Consider the following 17,292-nt stretch of genomic DNA (forward strand, 5'->3'; position numbering starts at 1 on the left):
ATAATGCCCGTAGTACAAGATGAAATAAGTCTAGTGAAAGTTGCAAACGGTGACGATGGCCGAGGGATACTTGGCACACCAGTTGCAACGTATGCACAATCAACGAGTGGTACAACCCCACCAACATCATGGTCAGCATCACGACCTAATGTGCCAGCTGGTCAGTATCTTTGGACAAGAGTTGTCACAACATACACCGATAACACTACGTCGGAAACACAAACTCCAACTCTGATGGGGGCTGAGGGGGAATCTGGCTTAGGCATCAAAGATAAATCGATCAGCTATGCGGTAGGAACAAGCGGAAACAAGCCGCCTACAAGTGGATGGCAAGAAACAATTCCGACCGTATCAGCAAATCAGTATCTTTGGACTAAAACGACACTCGTTTATACAGATGAATCGAAGACTGAAGCTTATTCTGTAGGAAAGATGGGCGCCAATGGAGCGGATGCCAAACTGCTTTATCTAACTGCTTCAGCTGAAAACATGGCTTTTAATGCCGATGATACGCCTAAGACGACACAGACGATAAACATATCGGCAAAGCTTCAAAACGTCACAGGAACTGCAATGTTCACTGCTATTCCTTATATTGGAAGTACTGCTCAAACCGCAATCACTCTCGGCGGAACTGGGAACACCAGAACTTTAACAAGTGCACAGTGGACCAACAAAAACTGGACACTGATTGCTATCACCGCAACTTTGGATAATCTAAGCGATACATTGAGTATTGTGAAGGTGAAGGATGGAGCGACTGGTGACAAAGGAGATCAAGGGAATCAAGGAATCCCTGGGACACCGGGTGCCGATGGAAAAACACCTTATACACATTGGGCTTATGCTTGGAGTGCTGATGGAACCGATCGATTCACAACATCTTATCCGGGAGAAAATTTACTTGTACGCAAAGGTGAGCAGGTTGGTAAAGGCTTGACGGGTTCAGGAACTGATCCGGGGACAACTACTTCATTTTATCCTAACCCAGGTTCTCTGAGTGGTGCATCCACTATGCTTGAGGCTATCGCAGTGGAGCCAGGGGAAAATATAATATTTCAGAAAACAGGATCAGATTACTGGAGATATAACTGGCTCGATGAAAATCATGAATTTATTTCGCGAGATGTACCAACTGCTAACGTTGTACACGCTAAGGTGCCAACAAGTGCAAAATATCTATGGGTATCATATCCTACTGATGCACAAGTTAAAATTGAACGAGGACTTCTCTCTACGATTTATACGCCTAGTTCAGCAGACGACTTTGCCAACGCCTACCCTACGTATGCCGGAACCTACACCGATTATGAACCTACGGACAGTGAAGATCCTAGCAAATACACATGGCAAAGAATTTTAGGCGAGTCAGGCCAAGATGGTAAGGATGGAGAAGACGGTGCGAACGGCCAAGATGCAAAAGAAGTAATCAGTGGGTATCTTTCAAATGATTCAATTATAGTACCAGCTAATGCATCTGGCACAGTAACTGACTTCACGAAAGCTCTTGGAGATTTTATTATCTACGAGGGACAAACTAAAGTTTCATCTGGTGTGACGTATTCGAAGGTTTCTGAAACTGGGATGACTAGCACAATCAATTCAGCAGGTCGTTATACAGTTACTGCTTTATCAGCCGATGTTGGAACGGCAACATACCAAGCAGTGTACAAAGCTGTGTCGATTCAAAAAATAATGATTGTCGTGAAGAACAAGCAAGGAGCCACAGGTCCAGCCGGAACAAACGGAGCTGATGGAAAAGGAATCGTGTCCAACTCTACTACCTATCAGGCTGGTACATCTGGCACAACGCCGCCTACAGGAACATGGAGTACTTCAATACCTAGTGTTTCTGAAAACCAGTATCTTTGGACAAAAATTGTTCTTACGTACTCTGACAATACAAATTCAACTGCATATTCAGTTGGTAAGATGGGAGCAAAAGGGGAAACAGGTGCTACTGGATCGACAGGGGCAACCGGAGCATCAGGTAATGGGATTAAAAGTACAACTATTAATTTTGCTAGTTCTACTAGTGGTACAACAGCGCCTAGTAGTGGGTGGAGCACATCAATTCCTACGGTTGCTGCTGGAAGCTTCTTGTGGACGAGGACGGTATTAACTTTCACGGATAATACAACAAACACTTCATATACTGTTGCCAAGCAAGGTGAAAAAGGTGATCCGACTGGTATAATCAGTCAATCGACAGTACCAACTAATCCCTATGTTGGTATGCTTTGGCAAAATACAGGAGCAAGCGGATATATTATCGGCGCTACCTATCAATGGAATGGCAGCAAGTTTAATCTTTATATATTTACAGCAGATAATATAGTAGCTACTACATTGTCTGCAATCACTGCAAATCTAGGAAATGTCACTGCTGGGAATATATCGGGGGTAACAATTAATGGTTCTAAGTTTGTCAACGAATTTTCATATCAACCTTATCCTAATAATGCAAGTCTTTGGTGTTTCGGTACTACCACAATCGAGAACGGAAGATGGAACACTGAATATCGACAAGAGGGAAATAAAGGTATAGGAATCGTCGATCACACTGGTACAGCAATTCTTGACCCAACAGGAGTGCAGTTTTCTCAAACTATGGTTGCTAGCAATGGTGAAAATAGTTTTGCAAAGTTCAACGCTCTGGAATTAACAATGAACTATGGAGGACGTGGAGGAACATTAACTTATAACGACTTATATAGTTTACCTAAAACTGAAATACCCGCAGCGTCTGGATGGTCACCTTACTCAACAAGTTCGAGTAATACCAACTATCCGGCTGCAACAAGAACAGGTAGAACTGTTCAGTTAACTGGTGCATTTAAAAACAATAGTTTGTTATCAAACGCAAATACTTCTTATGTTATCGGCATTTTACCGGTTGGATTTAGACCATCAGCTGCCTGTAAGTATCCTCAAAAAAGCAATGGCGACGTGATATTTATGGTTACCGTTAATATCAATGGTGAAATAGCGATAGATTACAGGCTAGGTTGGTCAGGATCGGCATATGGATTTGTAAGCAGTGCTGCAGGGTCCATATTCAATATCGCAGGAACTTTTGCTGCTGCAGATATTTAGGAGGTTGCTATGAATAAAATAGAACTATTCAAACAGAAGTACATCCAGAAAATCATAACGGAACAAGGTGCAATGGATGATGAACTTAATGATCTATTTGAATTTCTTTTAGTAAATGAGTTTAATAATAATCCAGAAAATATGGGGGATTTTATCCGTTCAATAGTAGAGGATAATACTGAAAAAAAACCGTCTGAGTTAGATTTATTGAAAGAAGAAAATAAAGAATTGAAACAACGACAGGAAATGACAGAGGAAGCCTTGCTGGTTTTGTCTGACATGTTACTAAGCAGATAAGGAGGAAATGAAGATGAACTATTCAGCACTAGAAATGTTATATGCGACGCACATCATTGAAGGCAAACGAACAATTGAGAGCGTGCCTTCATCAATTCGTGAAGATGTTGCAGAAATTGTCGCCAACGCAAAAAAGCAAGAAGGAACCAAAGAATAGGATATGTAGCAGCAGGAGCAATCGGCTTAATAGTCGGTTGCTTTTTATTTCAGAAAGTAGGTGAAACATGAAGAATGTAATCATACTCAAGTGGGATAGCTTAGTCCTGAGTGTTGTATCAATTCTGTATGGGACGATGCTTCTTTTTTATCCGCAAATCCTTCAAGGCTATCGAGTATATGATTTAATTGATGAGATTTTTGATAACCAATTTATTGGTGCAGTTTTCATCATCTTAGGATTGCTCAAGTTGGTGGGGATTTGGATAAACAACAAAAAAATCAAGCATGGGTCACTCATTATGCTTGCGACAGTTTGGTCAGTCTTCTCAGTTTCTTTTCTCTTAACACCACCACCAAACACAGTGTGGACTTTTTCTCTTGGGATGGCTGCTCTTGCTTTCGGAATAGCCCTAAAGGAGGGCTAAGATGGACGCACAGCAAATCACACTAATTTTAGTCGCTGTTGTTACTTCAACAGGGACCTATCTTGCGACTAAATCAACGAACAAAGTCAGTTTACAAAATGAGAATGTCAAAAATGCGAAAGCATTATATGATCAATACGTTGCGATAAACAAGGAACTTCAAGACAAAGTTGACAAGTTAGAAAAGAAAGTAGAGCAACTACAAGAAAAATATGAGAAGGAAATTGCTTTTTACAAAGAGGAAATCGATCGATTGGAAGATGTTATTGATGTGTTAGAAGGCGAAAACGAATCGCTAAAAAACGAGAACAAAATTTTGAAAGGTGGAATTTAAAATGGATTTAACATTTTTACAAGAATTTTTAGTACCAGTGATCGTCGTAGCGTGTTTGGTAGTGGGGTATTTGATCAAGTCAACGCCGGTATTTGCAGCAGTGGCTAATGGATACATTCCATTGATTGTTATTGTCTTAGGAGCGATCCTAGGAGCTGTCATCAACGGATTGACTGTTGAGGCAATTGTTTATGGGGCTGTTAGCGGTATTGCTTCAACCGGGATGCATCAATTATTTGTACAACTATTAAATTTAAGCGGTAATGATCAAAAAAATGACTATGGCGACGGCCAAGAATTTACAGAAAAGAAGGAGTAGCTGTTAGCTGCTCTTTTTTTATAAAATTTGGAGGGATAAACATGGAAACAGAAAGAATTATTTTAGAAGCAGAAGAAAAAGAATTTATTGAAACGGTTATTAGTTTTGTAACTGAGAAAGGCTGGACGATTTCTAATTTACAAAATGCTGTATCTGAAGTGGAAGATTATATGAAAAAGAATGCCACATTAAAAGAGCTGACAATTGGTATGCCAGCTCAAATTAAAGATTAATAGAATCTATATTTGTATTGCCCACCACCACGAACAATCAAATACCATCTACCAGGACCACTGACTGTAATATTTACCGGTGTTCTAGTGTAATGTCCGCCGTAGTACTTAAATTTTTGACCAGAGTTCATTTTTCTGTAGTTCGTAGAATCGACCAAAAATACATCTGCGGCGTGTTGAAGTTCTACTCTTACAGATAATGAACCGCTGGATTCAGCATAAGGAACCTGCACCATGTTTTTCACCTCCTTATCAGTTATTTCAGCAGACCGCTTGCTGATAAGGAAATTATAGCAAAAAATTATTGTCAAAAGGAGGAAATAAAAAATGAGTTTCATCAAATACGAGTATATCAATATTAATGAGTATTCGAGACCAGGTATCAGAAATAACGGTATTGCTGGTATCGTTATACACTACACCGCCAACAACGGTGGTACCGCACGCAATCACAAGAACTATTTTAATAATTTAAAAGGAAACTATGCTTCTGCTCAACTGTTTATAGACGACATTGAAGCACTCTGTATTATTCCCTTAAATGAAGTTGCGTATCACGCCAACGAAATTAGCAAATACAATGCAGATGGGTCACGCTATCGTCCGTTGTATTCTAAGATTGGTAACGCCAATTATTCAACGATTGGCGTGGAGATGTGCTTGGATAGAAATGGAAATATCACCGAAAAAACATTCCAGAATGCAGTTAAAGCAGTCAAAGAACTGATTGCAAAATATCCGAATGTCACTCGAAATAAGATTTGGCGACATTATGATGTTACTGGCAAGAACTGCCCAGCTCCATGGGTAGCAAAACCAAGTGAGCTAGAACGGTTCAAAGATGCGGTGTTTGGCAGGACTAGCGGTTCTAATTCAGCAGCTAAACCTAGCACACCTTCTGTAAAACCAAATACCAATAAAATCCCAGAAGACGGCATGTTTGGCCCAAGTACTGCCAATAAAGCCATGAAGTACGAAGGTATCACACCAGATGACGAAATCAGCCATCAGTATCGACAAGCGTGTAACAAGAACCTTTATGCGGCACAATTCGATAATACACTAAAAGGATCAACGCTGATTCGAACATGGCAAAAACGGTTGAAAGCAAAAGGTTTATACAATGGGACGATCGATGGACTGTGCGGAACAGAAATGATCAAAGCTATGCAGCGTGCTTTGAAGACAACGGTTGATGGAGTTATCAGCCCTGTATCTAACATGGTCAAAGCATTGCAAATAGCATTGAACAACAATAAGCTTCCATGGTAAACAAATAGCCCGCTTCTGCGGGCTTGTACATAAATAGATGGGGATGATTTTTTTGGAAGAAAAAGTAAAAATTGAAAGACTTGAAAATCAAATTAAACGTTTAGAGTTTAATCAAAATATATTGATGAAAGTTCTACTTAGTAATGAACCTGATTGGTCAAAAAAATCCATAGAAGCCGCCGAAAGAAAGGGACTGAATTCATTCCCTTACATCGGAGTGGATAGTGCTGGTTCTTATGATTTTTACAGAATAATTGATTTGCTATATAAGCTAGGCTTATTCGATTAAACTTTTAAAAGCTTCAACTATTTCGCTTATAGTGTTAAGTCTGGTGTCTAATGCTAATCTATTAGAAAGGGAAGGGCTTTTGGAGTCAACTTCATCTTTAGTAACATTATGCCAAAGAGGCAAAATCATTTGACGACCGGTAGAACTCTCTTTGCTTAATATTCCATCTAGTTCATATCCAGTCCAATATTTTTGGATATAGTCTGAAGAAATGACTACTAGACCAAATTTTGATTTGACTAAGCCATTGTCGATCGATTGTCTTATTGAGTTCCCCCAACCGATACTTGTTTTATCTCTCCATATTGAAAATCCAGCTTCATTAAATGCTGTTTCCAATTTATCAACGTAATTTGAATCTTCGGAAGCATAAGAAATAAATATATCATACTCTTTATCAGAAAGAGATGGGTCATTTAAGACATCTGAATGAATGATTTTAATCTCTTCTTGCTGTAATTGACGCATTTTTTTAAGTTGCTCTTCATAAGAGTTTTGTAATTTCTTTTGGAACTTATTGTTTTCGGTCTGTGTTGCTTTAGTAAGTTTAATTTGATTGTCACCTAAGTCTTTCTTCTTTCTTGCTAACTTTGAAGAGAGATCCGCGACTTTTCCTTTGCTTTGAACAAGTTTCCTTGTTTCTGATTCGATTGTGCGCTGCTTAGTTCGAATGGTTGAAGCATTTTTAGAACGAGCAATATCAGATTGGTTTGAAGCAATTTTTTTCTCAGAAGTGGCTATGTTTTTTTGCTCATTTGCTAAACTCTTTTCCAAACGAGCAATTTCGGTTAAAAGAGTTTTTTCTTTTTGTTGATAACTGTTTACGGACATTAGGATACCTCACAATCGTTTTAATTATATCCAATTAATTTAATCTATTATATCAGAAATAATGATATTTACTAAGACAGAAAAGAATATCAAACTCAAATGTATAGGAAGTTTTTTATGTGTATTTTTCTTTTTTTAATATATCTTCCGCATGCAACAATAACTTCTTAGCTAAAATTTCTTGATTAACAAAAATATCTATGTTCATTTTTGTTTCGGTGTCAGCGCCAAAATTATCATAAACGAATCTAAAATGATCACGCCCTTCATCAAGGTTTATGTTTAATTGTATTTTATCGAAATTTTCTTTCAAACTATTTTTATATTTATTTTTTAGTTTTTTTATAACTTCATCGTTTACCGTTAGTCCCTGATGATATAGTTTGCATCTTATGAGCCAAATCATATCACCGTCCAATAAATTATACTTATCTATCAAAGAGTCAACATATTCACTATCTTTTTCTGGGTGTTCATATTGATAAAAGTTTTCGTTATACCATTTTTTATACCTTCTTGCAGAAGAATTATTTCCCCTTAAATCAGGATAAGATAATTGACCACATATATCAGGAATTGATAGAGAGCAAAAAAAAGCTGCACGATAAGCATTCTTATCAAGGGCTTCCTTAACAATTTCGGTTACATTTCTTAATGATGAAATAATTTCGATATTTTCTTTGCTATTCATCAGGTAATACCTCCTGCTATTTGCTATCAACTATATATCATGATTCAAAATCATACATTATTAACAAAATATACCACTCCCAAAAAGAGTGGTAAAGAAAATTATATAATATTCAAAAGGCTTTTTTCATTGCTTCAAATTCGTTTTACTTGCAGTAACTAAGTTTATCCTATAGATTAGTAGGTGCGTGCAATACTCTACGAGGAGTATTAGGCGGTAATGCTTGGGGAAGTGTGCCTAGTACTCTTCGATTTATTTATTTTAGCATTATTTCAATGTAATAGATATTATTGATTAGAAAATCGTCATAAAATTATTGAATTTAATTAATAATGGATGTAATGTAGAATCATACCAACCAATCCAATTTTTCATTTGTTTACTCTTCTTTTGGTCTACTCTATTTTATAGGGTGGATTTTTTGTTGAAAAAAAAACTATGTTCTTGTAGAATGGAGTCATAGCCTTGACCGGGGCTATTTCATTTTATATCTTTTTTCAGGCCCACTCTCCTTGAGGGTGGGTTATTTTTGAGCAGAAGGTTTGAACAATTTGTAAATAGTTAATATAATTAAATTACCTTATAAAAAAACTTTTTCATCTAATTGTGCCACTCCTCCCCGGGAGTGGTTTTTTTGCAAAAAAAGCACAGCATATTCTCATATGCCGTGCAAGTGGAACTATGTTCCGTCATCATAATAATCATCATATAATAATTTACTGAATAGGAAAAGTAATACGCTTATCGAACATTGATATTTTCAAATTCAATCATAATCTTAGTCTTACCAATCACCGAATACTTCTTCACAACAAATTGTTTCCTACTATTATACTCACCAGCGACCACGATCTGCATTCCCTCATCCACATCAGCTAGGAAGTTCAAACTATGCGCTGCAATCAAACAGTTCACATTATCAAGCGAGAACCGCACCAAAGGGGTCTTGCTCATCTTCAACACTCGTATCTTCGAAACTACACCTTTCATCGTTTTCACATTGATCGCCTCCGTAAGCTTGTACATAATAGCAACAATCCGTTTTACCCAAAGTGACAGCAACATAGAACTCGACACATTTTGATCCGTATAAAGCTTCCTGTGACTCAGAAATACTGTACGGAAAATCATATATAAACTCAGAGAAAGATAGGTAGCCCTGCTCATATTGACTGATTATGTTCATATCAGTTACCGCCGGGCTTATACTTTGTGTTAGGGTCGTATTTTCTAAGAATCTTGTCTTGAGTCCTAACGTGATCGAACAGATAATTTTCACCGTCTATTTTAAATACAAAAGCCAACTCTTCCGAATAATGACTATAGCTGATGGGTACAGTGAAATAGGGTTTACCAAAATTCTCCATCGTCCGAACAAACTGATCGTACAATAAGTGCGCTGGACCCATTCTTTCTATAAACTCGTAGTAATATCTTTCCAATGCGTAAGTTCTTTGATGCGCTAACGGTATTTGCATATCAATCACTCCTTGCAAGAATTATACGAACAAATGTTCTCTATGTAAAGCGAACACTAGATTAAGATATACGATTTACGAAAAGCGAGGAAAAGCACATCGATGCAAAGGTAAAATTTGACTACCATTTGACTACCAAATGACTACCAAACAAGAAAAACTACGAAAAACATTGTGGAACTGAAAATACAAAAAAAGTGTTCAAAACCTCTTTAAATCAAGGCTTTGAACACTTAGGAAAAACTACGAAAATCTAATCGATTTTTCTTTATGGAGATGGCGGGAGTCGAACCCGCGTCCAAACATATTGCTACCTAAAAATCTACGCTCATAGTCAACTCATTTGTAGATTCGCTTTACAGCTTGCCGAGTGACAGGCAGTCTGTATCGCTAGTCTGATGATCTCTTTTTTATCTTACAGACGGAAAGATAAAACGTATCCCACTTAGAATAGGACCCTTACTCGAGCACATGGGCGATGCCGAGAGGATCTACGCTAACTGTTTTTAGGCAGCTAAAGCGTAAGAGTTTTCGTTTTTAGCAGTTATATTTAACTGTAACGTTTTAACGTAGACGTAACCTACGAAGCGCAATTCAGGCTCAACTATGCCTGTCGAATCCGTAACATCCCCTTGATAAAAGGGGTATCGCTACCATTCACTAGTATACCATATTTTCGTGCGTGTGCAAAGAATCAGATTAAGTCAAAATGTTTCAGGGCGTGTACGATCCCGCCTTCGGTATTTTTCAAGGTCACGAAGTCTGCCAGCTCTTTTAACTCTTGAATCCCATTTCCCATTGCAATCTTGTGGTCACAGGCTTCTAAAAGGGCGAAATCGTTGCTGCCGTCACCAAAGCCAAAGGTAGGTACATCTTCTAGACCCAACAATTCTACCAAGGTTTTTACGCCAGTCCCTTTAGAAGTCCCGGATTTTACGACATCGATTGAAAAGGGCGTATTACGATAAAAAGTTAGTTCGGGAAAACGCTCATGATAATAAGCATCGTTGCCGACACCTAAAACCAACAACATATTGGTCCGATCTGTTTCATAATGCAGAGGATCGATTTCTGGTAGAGGGCTACGGACGTAGTTATATGCACCAACCATTTCCTCGGTGTGACCAGTCGCCCAATAGCCTTTCTCATTGTAATAACACAGCTCATCGCCATTGTCTTTGACGGCTTGGTACATCCGTGCGCAAAGCTCAGGCTCAAGGGTATCGGAAAAAACTTCTTTGCCATCAATGCGGATAAAAGCCCCGTTCATGACGATGTTCGAGGTAATACCAGCTGCTTCACGAATAGCGGTAACTTCAGGTTCGGTTCTGCCTGTTGCAATGATCGGCAGTACTTGGTTTTTTCGCAACCTCGCCATCGCCTCAGCAATTTCCGAAGTGATTTGCGAGTGTTCATCTAAAAGTGTACCGTCAAGATCAAAAAAAGTTAATGCTTTATAGGTCATGTATCTTACTCCTAAGGTTTATAGTCATAGTCCACTCACAATCTTATCAAAGATTGAAAAAAAGGCAAACCTTTATGAATAATCGGTGAAGTTGTTGGTAGAAGAAAGAAATTCGAGTATACTATAGGAAGAATGGAGTGAAACGATGATTTTTTTAGTAATTGGCAGCATTTTTTTCTTGATTGGTCTCACTTTTTTTCTTTTTCCATCAAAAAAAATGAACCTTATTTATGGATACCGTTCCTATCTAGCAAAACAAAATGAACGCAATTGGCGACAGGCCCAAAAACTATCTGCCCGATTCTTTCTGCTTTTTGGCGGAATCATGGCGCTCATTGGGTTTGTCTTGAAATGGCAAGAATGGACCAATTTTTTTCTAGTTGAAATGATCGTGATCCCTTGGTTCATCGTGCCGATCTTTGGCCTGATCGAAGAAAATCTGCAACGATTTGATAAAGAACATAGAGGTGAAGAAAATGAATATATTAATGATTGAAGACAATGAATCTGTTTCTGAAATGATGCAAATGTTTTTCTTGAATGAAGGATGGGAAGCAGTATTTAAATACGATGGCAAAGAAGGACTAGAGGCCTTTGCTGCTGAACCAGACAAGTGGGATATGATCACCCTTGACTTGAATCTTCCTTCCATGGACGGCATGATGGTGGCGCGCGAAATTCGTAAAATCTCTAGTACAGTTCCTATTATTATGTTGACGGCCCGTGATTCGGAAAGCGACCAAGTCATCGGGTTAGAGATGGGGGCGGACGACTATGTGACGAAACCCTTTAGTCCATTGACCTTGATTGCACGGATCAAGGCATTACACCGCCGCAGTGAATTGGTTGAAAAAACAACACCTGAAGCTTCCAATGCCACCTTTGATATCGTCACCGATCATTTCAAAATGAACACAAAAACAAGGGAAGCCTATTTAAATGGTAAACCCATCGATGGGTTGACGCCGAAAGAATTTGATTTGCTTTATACGTTAGCGAAAAAACCGCGACAAGTGTTTTCGAGAGAACAGCTGTTAGAACTGGTTTGGGATTACCAATACTTTGGCGATGAACGGACCGTTGATGCACACATCAAAAAACTAAGACAAAAAATTGAAAAAGTGGGGCCACAGATCATTCAAACTGTCTGGGGCGTTGGGTACAAATTTGATGATGCGGGTGCTGCTTAATGCGCTACCTGTATCAACAGCTGATTGCATTTTTTGTGGTGATCTTCGTGATCTTGATGACGATTGGTATTGCGTTTACTCAAATGACACGCCAAACGTTACAAGAACGAAATTATGAGCAGTTAATGGGGTATGCTTCGTCGGTCGCGACGATTTCGCAAATCAGTGATTCAGAATATTTACAGCAAAATATGACCCGGGATGGCTATCTACAGTATTCCTTGCGTTTGGCTGAGAATATTTTGAGCAACCAAGATATCTCCTTTGCTTTCTTTAAAAGTCCTGATGACATTATTTATCCACTAGATACCGCTCATGCTGTTGATTTTCCGATCTCTGAAAAAGACTGGCAATCCTTAGAAAATGGGGCGCGTCTACAACTGACCTCCGCCACAAATTTATACGGGGAAAAAGAACTGACTTCCTATGTGTTGATACCTTTTTCTGTCAATCGCACGGATTTTTACGGTGTAATGGTGGTTTCGCAATCGGCAAGCAGTATTTTGAATCTTGTCAGTGCCTTTAATCAAAACTTGTTTAAAGTTTGTTTGATTTCGATCGTTGTCTCATTATTGATCAGTTACCTTTTCGCTACGTTCCAAGTAAGGCGGATCAATCGAATGAAACGGGCAACCAAAGAAATTACTAATGGCAATTTTGATATTTTCTTGCCGGTGCATAATCGGGATGAATTTGATGAATTAGCCGAAGATTTTAATTTAATGACGAAATCCTTGAAAGAATCTCAAGAAGAAATTGAACGGCAAGAAGAACGTCGTCGGCAATTTATGGCCGATGCTTCTCATGAGATGCGTACGCCTCTGACGACCATCAATGGTTTATTGGAAGGGTTAGAGTACAACGCGATTCCTGAAAATCAAAAGGACAATGCGATCCGCTTGATGAAAAATGAAACCAATCGCTTGATTCGTCTTGTCAACGAAAACCTTGACTACGAAAAAATCCGAACCAACCAAATCTCGATGGTCATCAAAAAATTCGATGCAACGCAAACCATCAAAAATCTGTTGACGCAACTGGAGAGCAAGGCAGAAATTGCCAAAGATGTGTTGATTTTAGAAACAACAGAGCCAATCGATGTCTACGCGGATTATGATCGTTTCGTCCAGATCATGGTCAATATTTTACAAAATGCGATCCAGTTTACGGAAGAAGGAGAAATCCGAGTTCGAATCGAAAAAGGCTACTTGGAAACGATCATCGAAATCAGTGATACGGGAATCGGCATGTCTGAAGAACAAGTCAAAAATATTTGGGATCGTTACTACAAAGTTGATCCTTCCCGTAAAAACCGTCAATTTGGTGAATCTGGTCTGGGACTATCGATCGTTGAACAACTCGTACGCCTGCACAAAGGAAAGATCAGTGTAGAAAGTGAACTTGGCAAAGGCACGACCTTTAAAATCTCTTTTCCAGATATCGACTTAAATGAAGAATAAGGAATCGACCGGCAGCAATTCGCTTAGCCGGTCGTTTTTTTTGCGGTTCATTGGCAGCAGCCCTCATACAAAAAGACTTGCTTTTGCAAGCAAGCCTTTTTGTATGAGGGCTATGTAAACTATAGATAAGTGGTATAGGGCGTATGGGCAAAGCATTCGTCTTCATGGATCAAATAGATGGCAACAGCAAATTGTTCGGCGATTTCTTGGCACAAAGGTAGCAGGATTTGGACCTCTTCTGTTGTTAACGTGCTCAAGACATTTTCGATTAAAAGGGTTTCTCTTTCTGAAAGTAACGCTAAGAGCAGCTGAATTTTGATCTCCTCAAAGGGGCCTAATTCTGTCCGCTCTTTTTTCAAAGCCGATAAGGGAAGCTGAACATAAGGCAGAAAACCCTCTAAATCGCCCCCTTTTTTATTTGCAAGAGATACATTGTCCATGACGGATAAAAAGGGAACGGAAGGCCATTGAGCACGAATCAAGATGGCTTTTTTTTGTGAAAGTAGCAAACTTAATTCAGAAGTTTTTGTTTCATTGTCTTTCGAAACATAATAGAAACCAATTGGTTTCGTTAGCTGAGTTGGTTTTTCCATTGTTTTTTCCTCCAATACAGACTATGTCCGCTGGCAATCAAACCAGTAAAACTGGTAACAGCGGCAAGTAAGACGACAAGTGTGTGGCGTGTGCTTTCAAATAAAATAGCAAGCCAAGTGGTGCTGTTCAAATCGACATTTTGGACCAGAATTTGACTATTCTGCGGAATCGTAATGGCGAATTCTTGTCCAGGAAGACTTTGTACAGCCTCCCAAAAGTTATCAGAAGCACGCTCTCGATCAAGGGCAATGATATGCCCACTAAGTAATTCCCGCTGGAAATAAGGCTGGAAGAGTAGCAATAAGACAAAGGCGATCACAGCGGCTGCTAAGAGCGGCAAGAGCATTTCAATGATCTGCATCGCTACCCATTGTCTGGTGGTGGCGCCACTTGCTAACCAAGCTGTGTATTCCGAGCGTTTATATAATTGATAGTAAACTTGAAAGCCAATAAAGACCAGTGTAAAGGCACTAAAAATCAAATAGAACAGTTGATGATAGATTGTCGTGACTGGTTGGATCTCTTCGGCTACTTTCGTTTGCAGATCTTCTGTCGCCAAGAGATCTCTTGTTTGAGCGATCACTTGATCCATCGAATAGATCAAGGCAAACGTCACGATCAAGCCAATCACGGCAAAGAAGGATACAAGCGTATAAAGCACCATGGCTTTTTTATGATAAAAAATGCTGGCAATCGCAAAATGTATAGTTTTCATCTAAGTCACCTCATCCTAGTACATAGTATAAAAGGGGAGTTTGAATAAAGTATGAAGTTCTTGTAGTAAAATATCGAAGCTAAAAAAGTGGCAAGAAAGTTCGACTTTTTCCTATCAAATAGTGCAAAAAAATCCAGCAAGGCAGGTGCCTTACTGGATTGATTATTGGTTGTTCTTACTTTACTCGCCGCTATCTTGTTCCGTCATCTGCTGGTATTCTTGGAAGGTTTTTGTTTGATACAGATCGACGGTCGATTGATTGCCATTTTGAGAAAAGGCACTAGTTGAATCACTGCCTAGATTCTTTTCAATGTCCATCATTTGCTGAAGGGCGTCTTTGTAGTTATAGGTCGAAGGATCAACTTCTTCTAGACCGCTTTTCGCGTAGAATCGTAAAAGGTCACCATTATTGATCTGATCAGAAACCGAAAGTTGCTTGTCGACTTTGGCTTTCCATTCATCGACTTTGGCTTGCAATTCATCGGATGGATCGTTGATCGGCATGCCGGTACGATTGTCATACAATGTACTGCTGTAGTAGGTGTAGTCTGGTGTCACAAAGTCGCCATCGCGGAAAGCAACCAGTTGTTCGTTTTGATCAGAGAATAAATCTTGTCCTAATTGGATATAGTTTGATGTATCCACACCCAGTAAGTGCAATAGGGTTGGCAAGGCATCGACTTGGCCACCATACGTATGATTGATGCCGCCGTTTGATTGTCCTGGAATATGAATCATATAAGGCACACGTTGTAACGAGGCATTGTCAAAGTTTGTCCATGTAGAACTTGTTTTTCCAAGCAATTCTGCTAAGTTACGGTTACGAGAATTGGAAATTCCGTAATGGTCACCATATAAAACGATGACTGAGTTTTCGTATAAGCCACTTTCTTTCAAGTAATTGAAGAACTCTTCCACGGCTTTATCCAAATAATTCGCGGTTGCGAAATAGCCATTGATCGTTTGATCAGAAGTGTTCGCTAGCGGGAAGCCGCCTTCTTCATTGGTAAATTCAGAATATGGGTAGTGGTTAGAAACCGCAATGAATTTTGAATAGAACGGTTGTTGCAGACGTTCTAAGTATTGTACGGATTGTTCAAAGAACGGTTTGTCATGTAGACCGTATTGGAATGAATTTTCATCATTGACATCATAATAAGATGCGTCGAAGAAATAATCATAGCCAAACCGTTTGTAGGTTTCATTTCGGTTCCAGAAGGTACCGGTATTTCCGTGGAAAACAGCACTGGTATAGCCTTGCGTTTGACCTAAAATATCTGGAGCTGCCTCAAAGGTATTTTTCCCACCCAGTTGAGTGAATAACGCTCCTTGATTCAATCCAAACAGGGAATTTTCGAATAATGTTTCGGCATCACTGGTCTTCCCAGCTTTTACTTGGTGGAAGAAATTATCAAAACTAAAGGTACTATCGCTATGGTATAAACTATTGATAAACGGCATGACTTCATGTTCCACGCCATCTTCATCTTTCAATTTATAATCGATCAAGAATTGCTGAACACTTTCTAAGTGAATATAAATGACATTCTTGCCTTTTGCGATACCGAACAGATCATCATTTGGTTCTGCGTAATGTTCTTTAACATAGCTCTCTACTTCGTTCATGTCGTTGGGACTCGCTTCGGCACGTACTTGCGAAGCTTGATAAGTTTGTACCCCATCATAAACCGTAAAGGCGTTGATCCCAAGGTATTTCACTAAATAGTCACGAGAAAACGTTCGAGTAAGCAGTTCAGGACGATCCGCTTCTGCTAAGAAAAGATTGGCAGAAAAGACCATGACAGCTAAGGTTGAGATCGCAAAAGCCATCCGTGCCCGCACAGGACGAGTGTCCATTTTGATTTTTTTCATTGAAAAGGCTGCAATCAGCACGATAAAGTCAATGAAGTACAACACATCGTAGGGACGGAACAAGCGAATTGCGCTTTCTCCTAGACCACTTGCTACTTTTCCTACACCGAGCATCGTGTTGATGGTGATAAAGTCAGTGAATTCTCGATAGTACGAAACATTAGAGAACAACAGCAGAGTCATCAAGAAATAGATCACAAGCATCGTGATATAAGCTGCTTTGGTTCTTCTTACGTACAATGCGATCGACAGCAACAACAAAGTCGTTGCGATCGGATTGATGAATAAGATGAAGTACTGAATGCTGCTTTCAATACCTAGGTGGAAGTCCACCATATAGGCAAAGATATTTTTTAGCCAAAATAATAGGGCTAATAGGAAAAAAAAGCCCATTCTTGTATTCACAAAGGTGGATACTTTATTTTTTTTCAAAGGAATCGTCCTCTCTTTTTCCAGTATAACCGGTAAATTACGATTTTACATCACAGTACATTTTACTAGGCTGTGAAAGACGTGTCAAATGAATTCCTTGTCATGACGCGGAATTAAGTATTTCTTTACTTTCAAGGATA

21 protein-coding genes and 1 other RNA gene are annotated in these 17,292 nt (G+C 39.1%); 12 read left to right on the forward strand and 10 right to left on the reverse strand.

The features are described 5' to 3' along the window. The first annotated feature begins 3 nt into the window (after positions 1–3). From IGJ74_RS05905 to IGJ74_RS05935, 7 genes are all read left to right on the forward strand, one after another. Entirely contained in the window at positions 4–3,096 is a 3,093-nt protein-coding gene (locus IGJ74_RS05905; protein WP_430608727.1) for a hypothetical protein, read from the forward strand. 9 nt (positions 3,097–3,105) lie between these two features. After that, positions 3,106–3,393 (forward strand): hypothetical protein, encoded by a 288-nt coding sequence (locus IGJ74_RS05910; protein WP_430608728.1) that lies wholly within the window; start codon positions 3,106–3,108, stop codon positions 3,391–3,393. A 13-nt stretch (positions 3,394–3,406) separates the two neighbouring features. Further along, a complete protein-coding gene (locus tag IGJ74_RS05915) occupies positions 3,407–3,550 on the forward strand; it encodes a CD1375 family protein (RefSeq protein ID WP_213359887.1) in 144 nt (47 codons plus the stop codon). 67 nt (positions 3,551–3,617) lie between these two features. Next, positions 3,618–3,977, forward strand: coding sequence for a hypothetical protein (locus IGJ74_RS05920; RefSeq protein ID WP_430608729.1), 360 nt, complete (start codon positions 3,618–3,620; stop codon positions 3,975–3,977). Between the two features lies 1 nt (position 3,978). After that, complete coding sequence (locus IGJ74_RS05925) at positions 3,979–4,311, forward strand: hypothetical protein (RefSeq protein WP_430608730.1); 333 nt, start codon at positions 3,979–3,981, stop codon at positions 4,309–4,311. A gap of 1 nt (position 4,312) precedes the next feature. Further along, positions 4,313–4,630 carry a phage holin family protein gene (locus IGJ74_RS05930; protein WP_430608731.1) on the forward strand — a complete coding sequence of 106 codons (318 nt, stop codon included), beginning with the start codon at positions 4,313–4,315 and terminating at the stop codon, positions 4,628–4,630. A 41-nt stretch (positions 4,631–4,671) separates the two neighbouring features. Then, positions 4,672–4,863 carry a hypothetical protein gene (locus tag IGJ74_RS05935; RefSeq protein WP_430608732.1) on the forward strand — a complete coding sequence of 64 codons (192 nt, stop codon included), beginning with the start codon at positions 4,672–4,674 and terminating at the stop codon, positions 4,861–4,863. Here IGJ74_RS05935 and IGJ74_RS05940 read toward each other — a convergent pair. Continuing rightward, positions 4,860–5,099, reverse strand: coding sequence for a DUF1883 domain-containing protein (locus IGJ74_RS05940; RefSeq protein WP_002342490.1), 240 nt, complete (start codon positions 5,097–5,099; stop codon positions 4,860–4,862). The genes IGJ74_RS05935 and IGJ74_RS05940 overlap by 4 nt on opposite strands. A gap of 91 nt (positions 5,100–5,190) precedes the next feature. On the opposite strand from IGJ74_RS05940, the gene IGJ74_RS05945 reads away from it, so the two are divergent. Together IGJ74_RS05945 and IGJ74_RS05950 are read left to right on the forward strand one after the other, a co-directional pair. After that, positions 5,191–6,135, forward strand: a complete 945-nt coding sequence (locus IGJ74_RS05945; RefSeq protein WP_430608733.1) for a peptidoglycan recognition protein family protein — start codon at positions 5,191–5,193, stop codon at positions 6,133–6,135. 43 nt (positions 6,136–6,178) lie between these two features. Continuing rightward, on the forward strand, positions 6,179–6,424 hold the full coding sequence (locus tag IGJ74_RS05950; protein WP_430608734.1) for a hypothetical protein: 246 nt from the start codon (positions 6,179–6,181) through the stop codon (positions 6,422–6,424). On the opposite strand, the gene IGJ74_RS05955 is transcribed toward IGJ74_RS05950, so the two are convergent. The 6 genes from IGJ74_RS05955 to IGJ74_RS05980 all read right to left on the reverse strand — a co-directional run bounded on the left by IGJ74_RS05955 (position 6,413) and on the right by IGJ74_RS05980 (position 10,889). Next, positions 6,413–7,255: a TIR domain-containing protein gene (locus IGJ74_RS05955; protein ID WP_430608735.1), complete on the reverse strand. Its 843-nt coding sequence runs from the start codon at positions 7,253–7,255 to the stop codon at positions 6,413–6,415. The two genes, IGJ74_RS05950 and IGJ74_RS05955, sit on opposite strands and share 12 nt — an antisense overlap. A 115-nt stretch (positions 7,256–7,370) precedes the next feature. After that, positions 7,371–7,946, reverse strand: coding sequence for a hypothetical protein (locus IGJ74_RS05960; RefSeq protein WP_430608736.1), 576 nt, complete (start codon positions 7,944–7,946; stop codon positions 7,371–7,373). 741 nt (positions 7,947–8,687) lie between these two features. Then, the gene (locus IGJ74_RS05965; protein WP_430608737.1) at positions 8,688–8,972 is read right to left on the reverse strand and encodes a hypothetical protein; all 285 of its coding nucleotides are present in this window, start codon (positions 8,970–8,972) and stop codon (positions 8,688–8,690) included. A gap of 161 nt (positions 8,973–9,133) precedes the next feature. After that, a complete protein-coding gene (locus tag IGJ74_RS05970; RefSeq protein ID WP_142434609.1) occupies positions 9,134–9,424 on the reverse strand; it encodes a DUF5960 family protein in 291 nt (96 codons plus the stop codon). 268 nt (positions 9,425–9,692) lie between these two features. Continuing rightward, positions 9,693–10,056, reverse strand: a transfer-messenger RNA (tmRNA) gene (gene ssrA, locus IGJ74_RS05975). A gap of 62 nt (positions 10,057–10,118) precedes the next feature. Further along, positions 10,119–10,889, reverse strand: coding sequence for a Cof-type HAD-IIB family hydrolase (locus IGJ74_RS05980; protein ID WP_016619858.1), 771 nt, complete (start codon positions 10,887–10,889; stop codon positions 10,119–10,121). A 145-nt stretch (positions 10,890–11,034) separates the two neighbouring features. Between IGJ74_RS05980 and IGJ74_RS05985 the strand changes: the two genes are divergently transcribed. Genes IGJ74_RS05985 through IGJ74_RS05995 form a run of 3 tightly spaced genes read left to right on the forward strand, consistent with a single transcriptional unit; the run spans position 11,035 to position 13,539 of the window. Then, a complete protein-coding gene (locus IGJ74_RS05985; RefSeq protein ID WP_005237201.1) occupies positions 11,035–11,385 on the forward strand; it encodes an SdpI family protein in 351 nt (116 codons plus the stop codon). Beyond that, on the forward strand, positions 11,366–12,079 hold the full coding sequence (locus IGJ74_RS05990) for a response regulator transcription factor (protein ID WP_218193514.1): 714 nt from the start codon (positions 11,366–11,368) through the stop codon (positions 12,077–12,079). The genes IGJ74_RS05985 and IGJ74_RS05990 overlap by 20 nt, the downstream gene beginning before the upstream one ends. Next, complete coding sequence (locus IGJ74_RS05995; RefSeq protein ID WP_087664373.1) at positions 12,079–13,539, forward strand: sensor histidine kinase; 1,461 nt, start codon at positions 12,079–12,081, stop codon at positions 13,537–13,539. Before IGJ74_RS05990 ends, IGJ74_RS05995 begins: the two co-directional genes overlap by 1 nt. Positions 13,540–13,658: 119 nt before the next feature. On the opposite strand, the gene IGJ74_RS06000 is transcribed toward IGJ74_RS05995, so the two are convergent. The 3 genes from IGJ74_RS06000 to IGJ74_RS06010 all read right to left on the reverse strand — a co-directional run bounded on the left by IGJ74_RS06000 (position 13,659) and on the right by IGJ74_RS06010 (position 17,113). Beyond that, positions 13,659–14,132: a hypothetical protein gene (locus IGJ74_RS06000; protein WP_218193515.1), complete on the reverse strand. Its 474-nt coding sequence runs from the start codon at positions 14,130–14,132 to the stop codon at positions 13,659–13,661. Then, complete coding sequence (locus IGJ74_RS06005; RefSeq protein WP_005237197.1) at positions 14,111–14,848, reverse strand: hypothetical protein; 738 nt, start codon at positions 14,846–14,848, stop codon at positions 14,111–14,113. The genes IGJ74_RS06000 and IGJ74_RS06005 overlap by 22 nt, the downstream gene beginning before the upstream one ends. Before the next feature lie 180 nt (positions 14,849–15,028). Next, positions 15,029–17,113 carry an LTA synthase family protein gene (locus IGJ74_RS06010; protein WP_016613914.1) on the reverse strand — a complete coding sequence of 695 codons (2,085 nt, stop codon included), beginning with the start codon at positions 17,111–17,113 and terminating at the stop codon, positions 15,029–15,031. Positions 17,114–17,292 lie beyond the last annotated feature (179 nt).

Source organism: Enterococcus sp. AZ009 (assembly GCF_050548785.1).
GTDB classification, from domain to species: domain Bacteria; phylum Bacillota; class Bacilli; order Lactobacillales; family Enterococcaceae; genus Enterococcus_D; species Enterococcus_D entomosocium.

What these genes read in the sequence shown, in the direction of transcription:
- IGJ74_RS06000 (WP_218193515.1), bottom strand. Translation starts at nt 14,132, where the DNA reads ATGGAAAAACCAACTCAGCTAACGAAACCAATTGGTTTCTATTATGTT.
- IGJ74_RS05945 (WP_430608733.1), top strand. Translation starts at nt 5,191, where the DNA reads ATGAGTTTCATCAAATACGAGTATATCAATATTAATGAGTATTCGAGA.
- IGJ74_RS05985 (WP_005237201.1), top strand. Translation starts at nt 11,035, where the DNA reads ATGATTTTTTTAGTAATTGGCAGCATTTTTTTCTTGATTGGTCTCACT.
- IGJ74_RS05995 (WP_087664373.1), top strand. Translation starts at nt 12,079, where the DNA reads ATGCGCTACCTGTATCAACAGCTGATTGCATTTTTTGTGGTGATCTTC.
- IGJ74_RS05910 (WP_430608728.1), top strand. Translation starts at nt 3,106, where the DNA reads ATGAATAAAATAGAACTATTCAAACAGAAGTACATCCAGAAAATCATA.
- IGJ74_RS05915 (WP_213359887.1), top strand. Translation starts at nt 3,407, where the DNA reads ATGAACTATTCAGCACTAGAAATGTTATATGCGACGCACATCATTGAA.
- IGJ74_RS05955 (WP_430608735.1), bottom strand. Translation starts at nt 7,255, where the DNA reads ATGTCCGTAAACAGTTATCAACAAAAAGAAAAAACTCTTTTAACCGAA.
- IGJ74_RS05940 (WP_002342490.1), bottom strand. Translation starts at nt 5,099, where the DNA reads ATGGTGCAGGTTCCTTATGCTGAATCCAGCGGTTCATTATCTGTAAGA.
- IGJ74_RS05930 (WP_430608731.1), top strand. Translation starts at nt 4,313, where the DNA reads ATGGATTTAACATTTTTACAAGAATTTTTAGTACCAGTGATCGTCGTA.
- IGJ74_RS06010 (WP_016613914.1), bottom strand. Translation starts at nt 17,113, where the DNA reads ATGGGCTTTTTTTTCCTATTAGCCCTATTATTTTGGCTAAAAAATATC.
- IGJ74_RS06005 (WP_005237197.1), bottom strand. Translation starts at nt 14,848, where the DNA reads ATGAAAACTATACATTTTGCGATTGCCAGCATTTTTTATCATAAAAAA.
- IGJ74_RS05950 (WP_430608734.1), top strand. Translation starts at nt 6,179, where the DNA reads ATGATTTTTTTGGAAGAAAAAGTAAAAATTGAAAGACTTGAAAATCAA.
- IGJ74_RS05965 (WP_430608737.1), bottom strand. Translation starts at nt 8,972, where the DNA reads ATGTACAAGCTTACGGAGGCGATCAATGTGAAAACGATGAAAGGTGTA.
- IGJ74_RS05935 (WP_430608732.1), top strand. Translation starts at nt 4,672, where the DNA reads ATGGAAACAGAAAGAATTATTTTAGAAGCAGAAGAAAAAGAATTTATT.
- IGJ74_RS05990 (WP_218193514.1), top strand. Translation starts at nt 11,366, where the DNA reads ATGAATATATTAATGATTGAAGACAATGAATCTGTTTCTGAAATGATG.
- IGJ74_RS05960 (WP_430608736.1), bottom strand. Translation starts at nt 7,946, where the DNA reads ATGAATAGCAAAGAAAATATCGAAATTATTTCATCATTAAGAAATGTA.
- IGJ74_RS05920 (WP_430608729.1), top strand. Translation starts at nt 3,618, where the DNA reads ATGAAGAATGTAATCATACTCAAGTGGGATAGCTTAGTCCTGAGTGTT.
- IGJ74_RS05925 (WP_430608730.1), top strand. Translation starts at nt 3,979, where the DNA reads ATGGACGCACAGCAAATCACACTAATTTTAGTCGCTGTTGTTACTTCA.
- IGJ74_RS05970 (WP_142434609.1), bottom strand. Translation starts at nt 9,424, where the DNA reads ATGCAAATACCGTTAGCGCATCAAAGAACTTACGCATTGGAAAGATAT.
- IGJ74_RS05905 (WP_430608727.1), top strand. Translation starts at nt 4, where the DNA reads ATGCCCGTAGTACAAGATGAAATAAGTCTAGTGAAAGTTGCAAACGGT.
- IGJ74_RS05980 (WP_016619858.1), bottom strand. Translation starts at nt 10,889, where the DNA reads ATGACCTATAAAGCATTAACTTTTTTTGATCTTGACGGTACACTTTTA.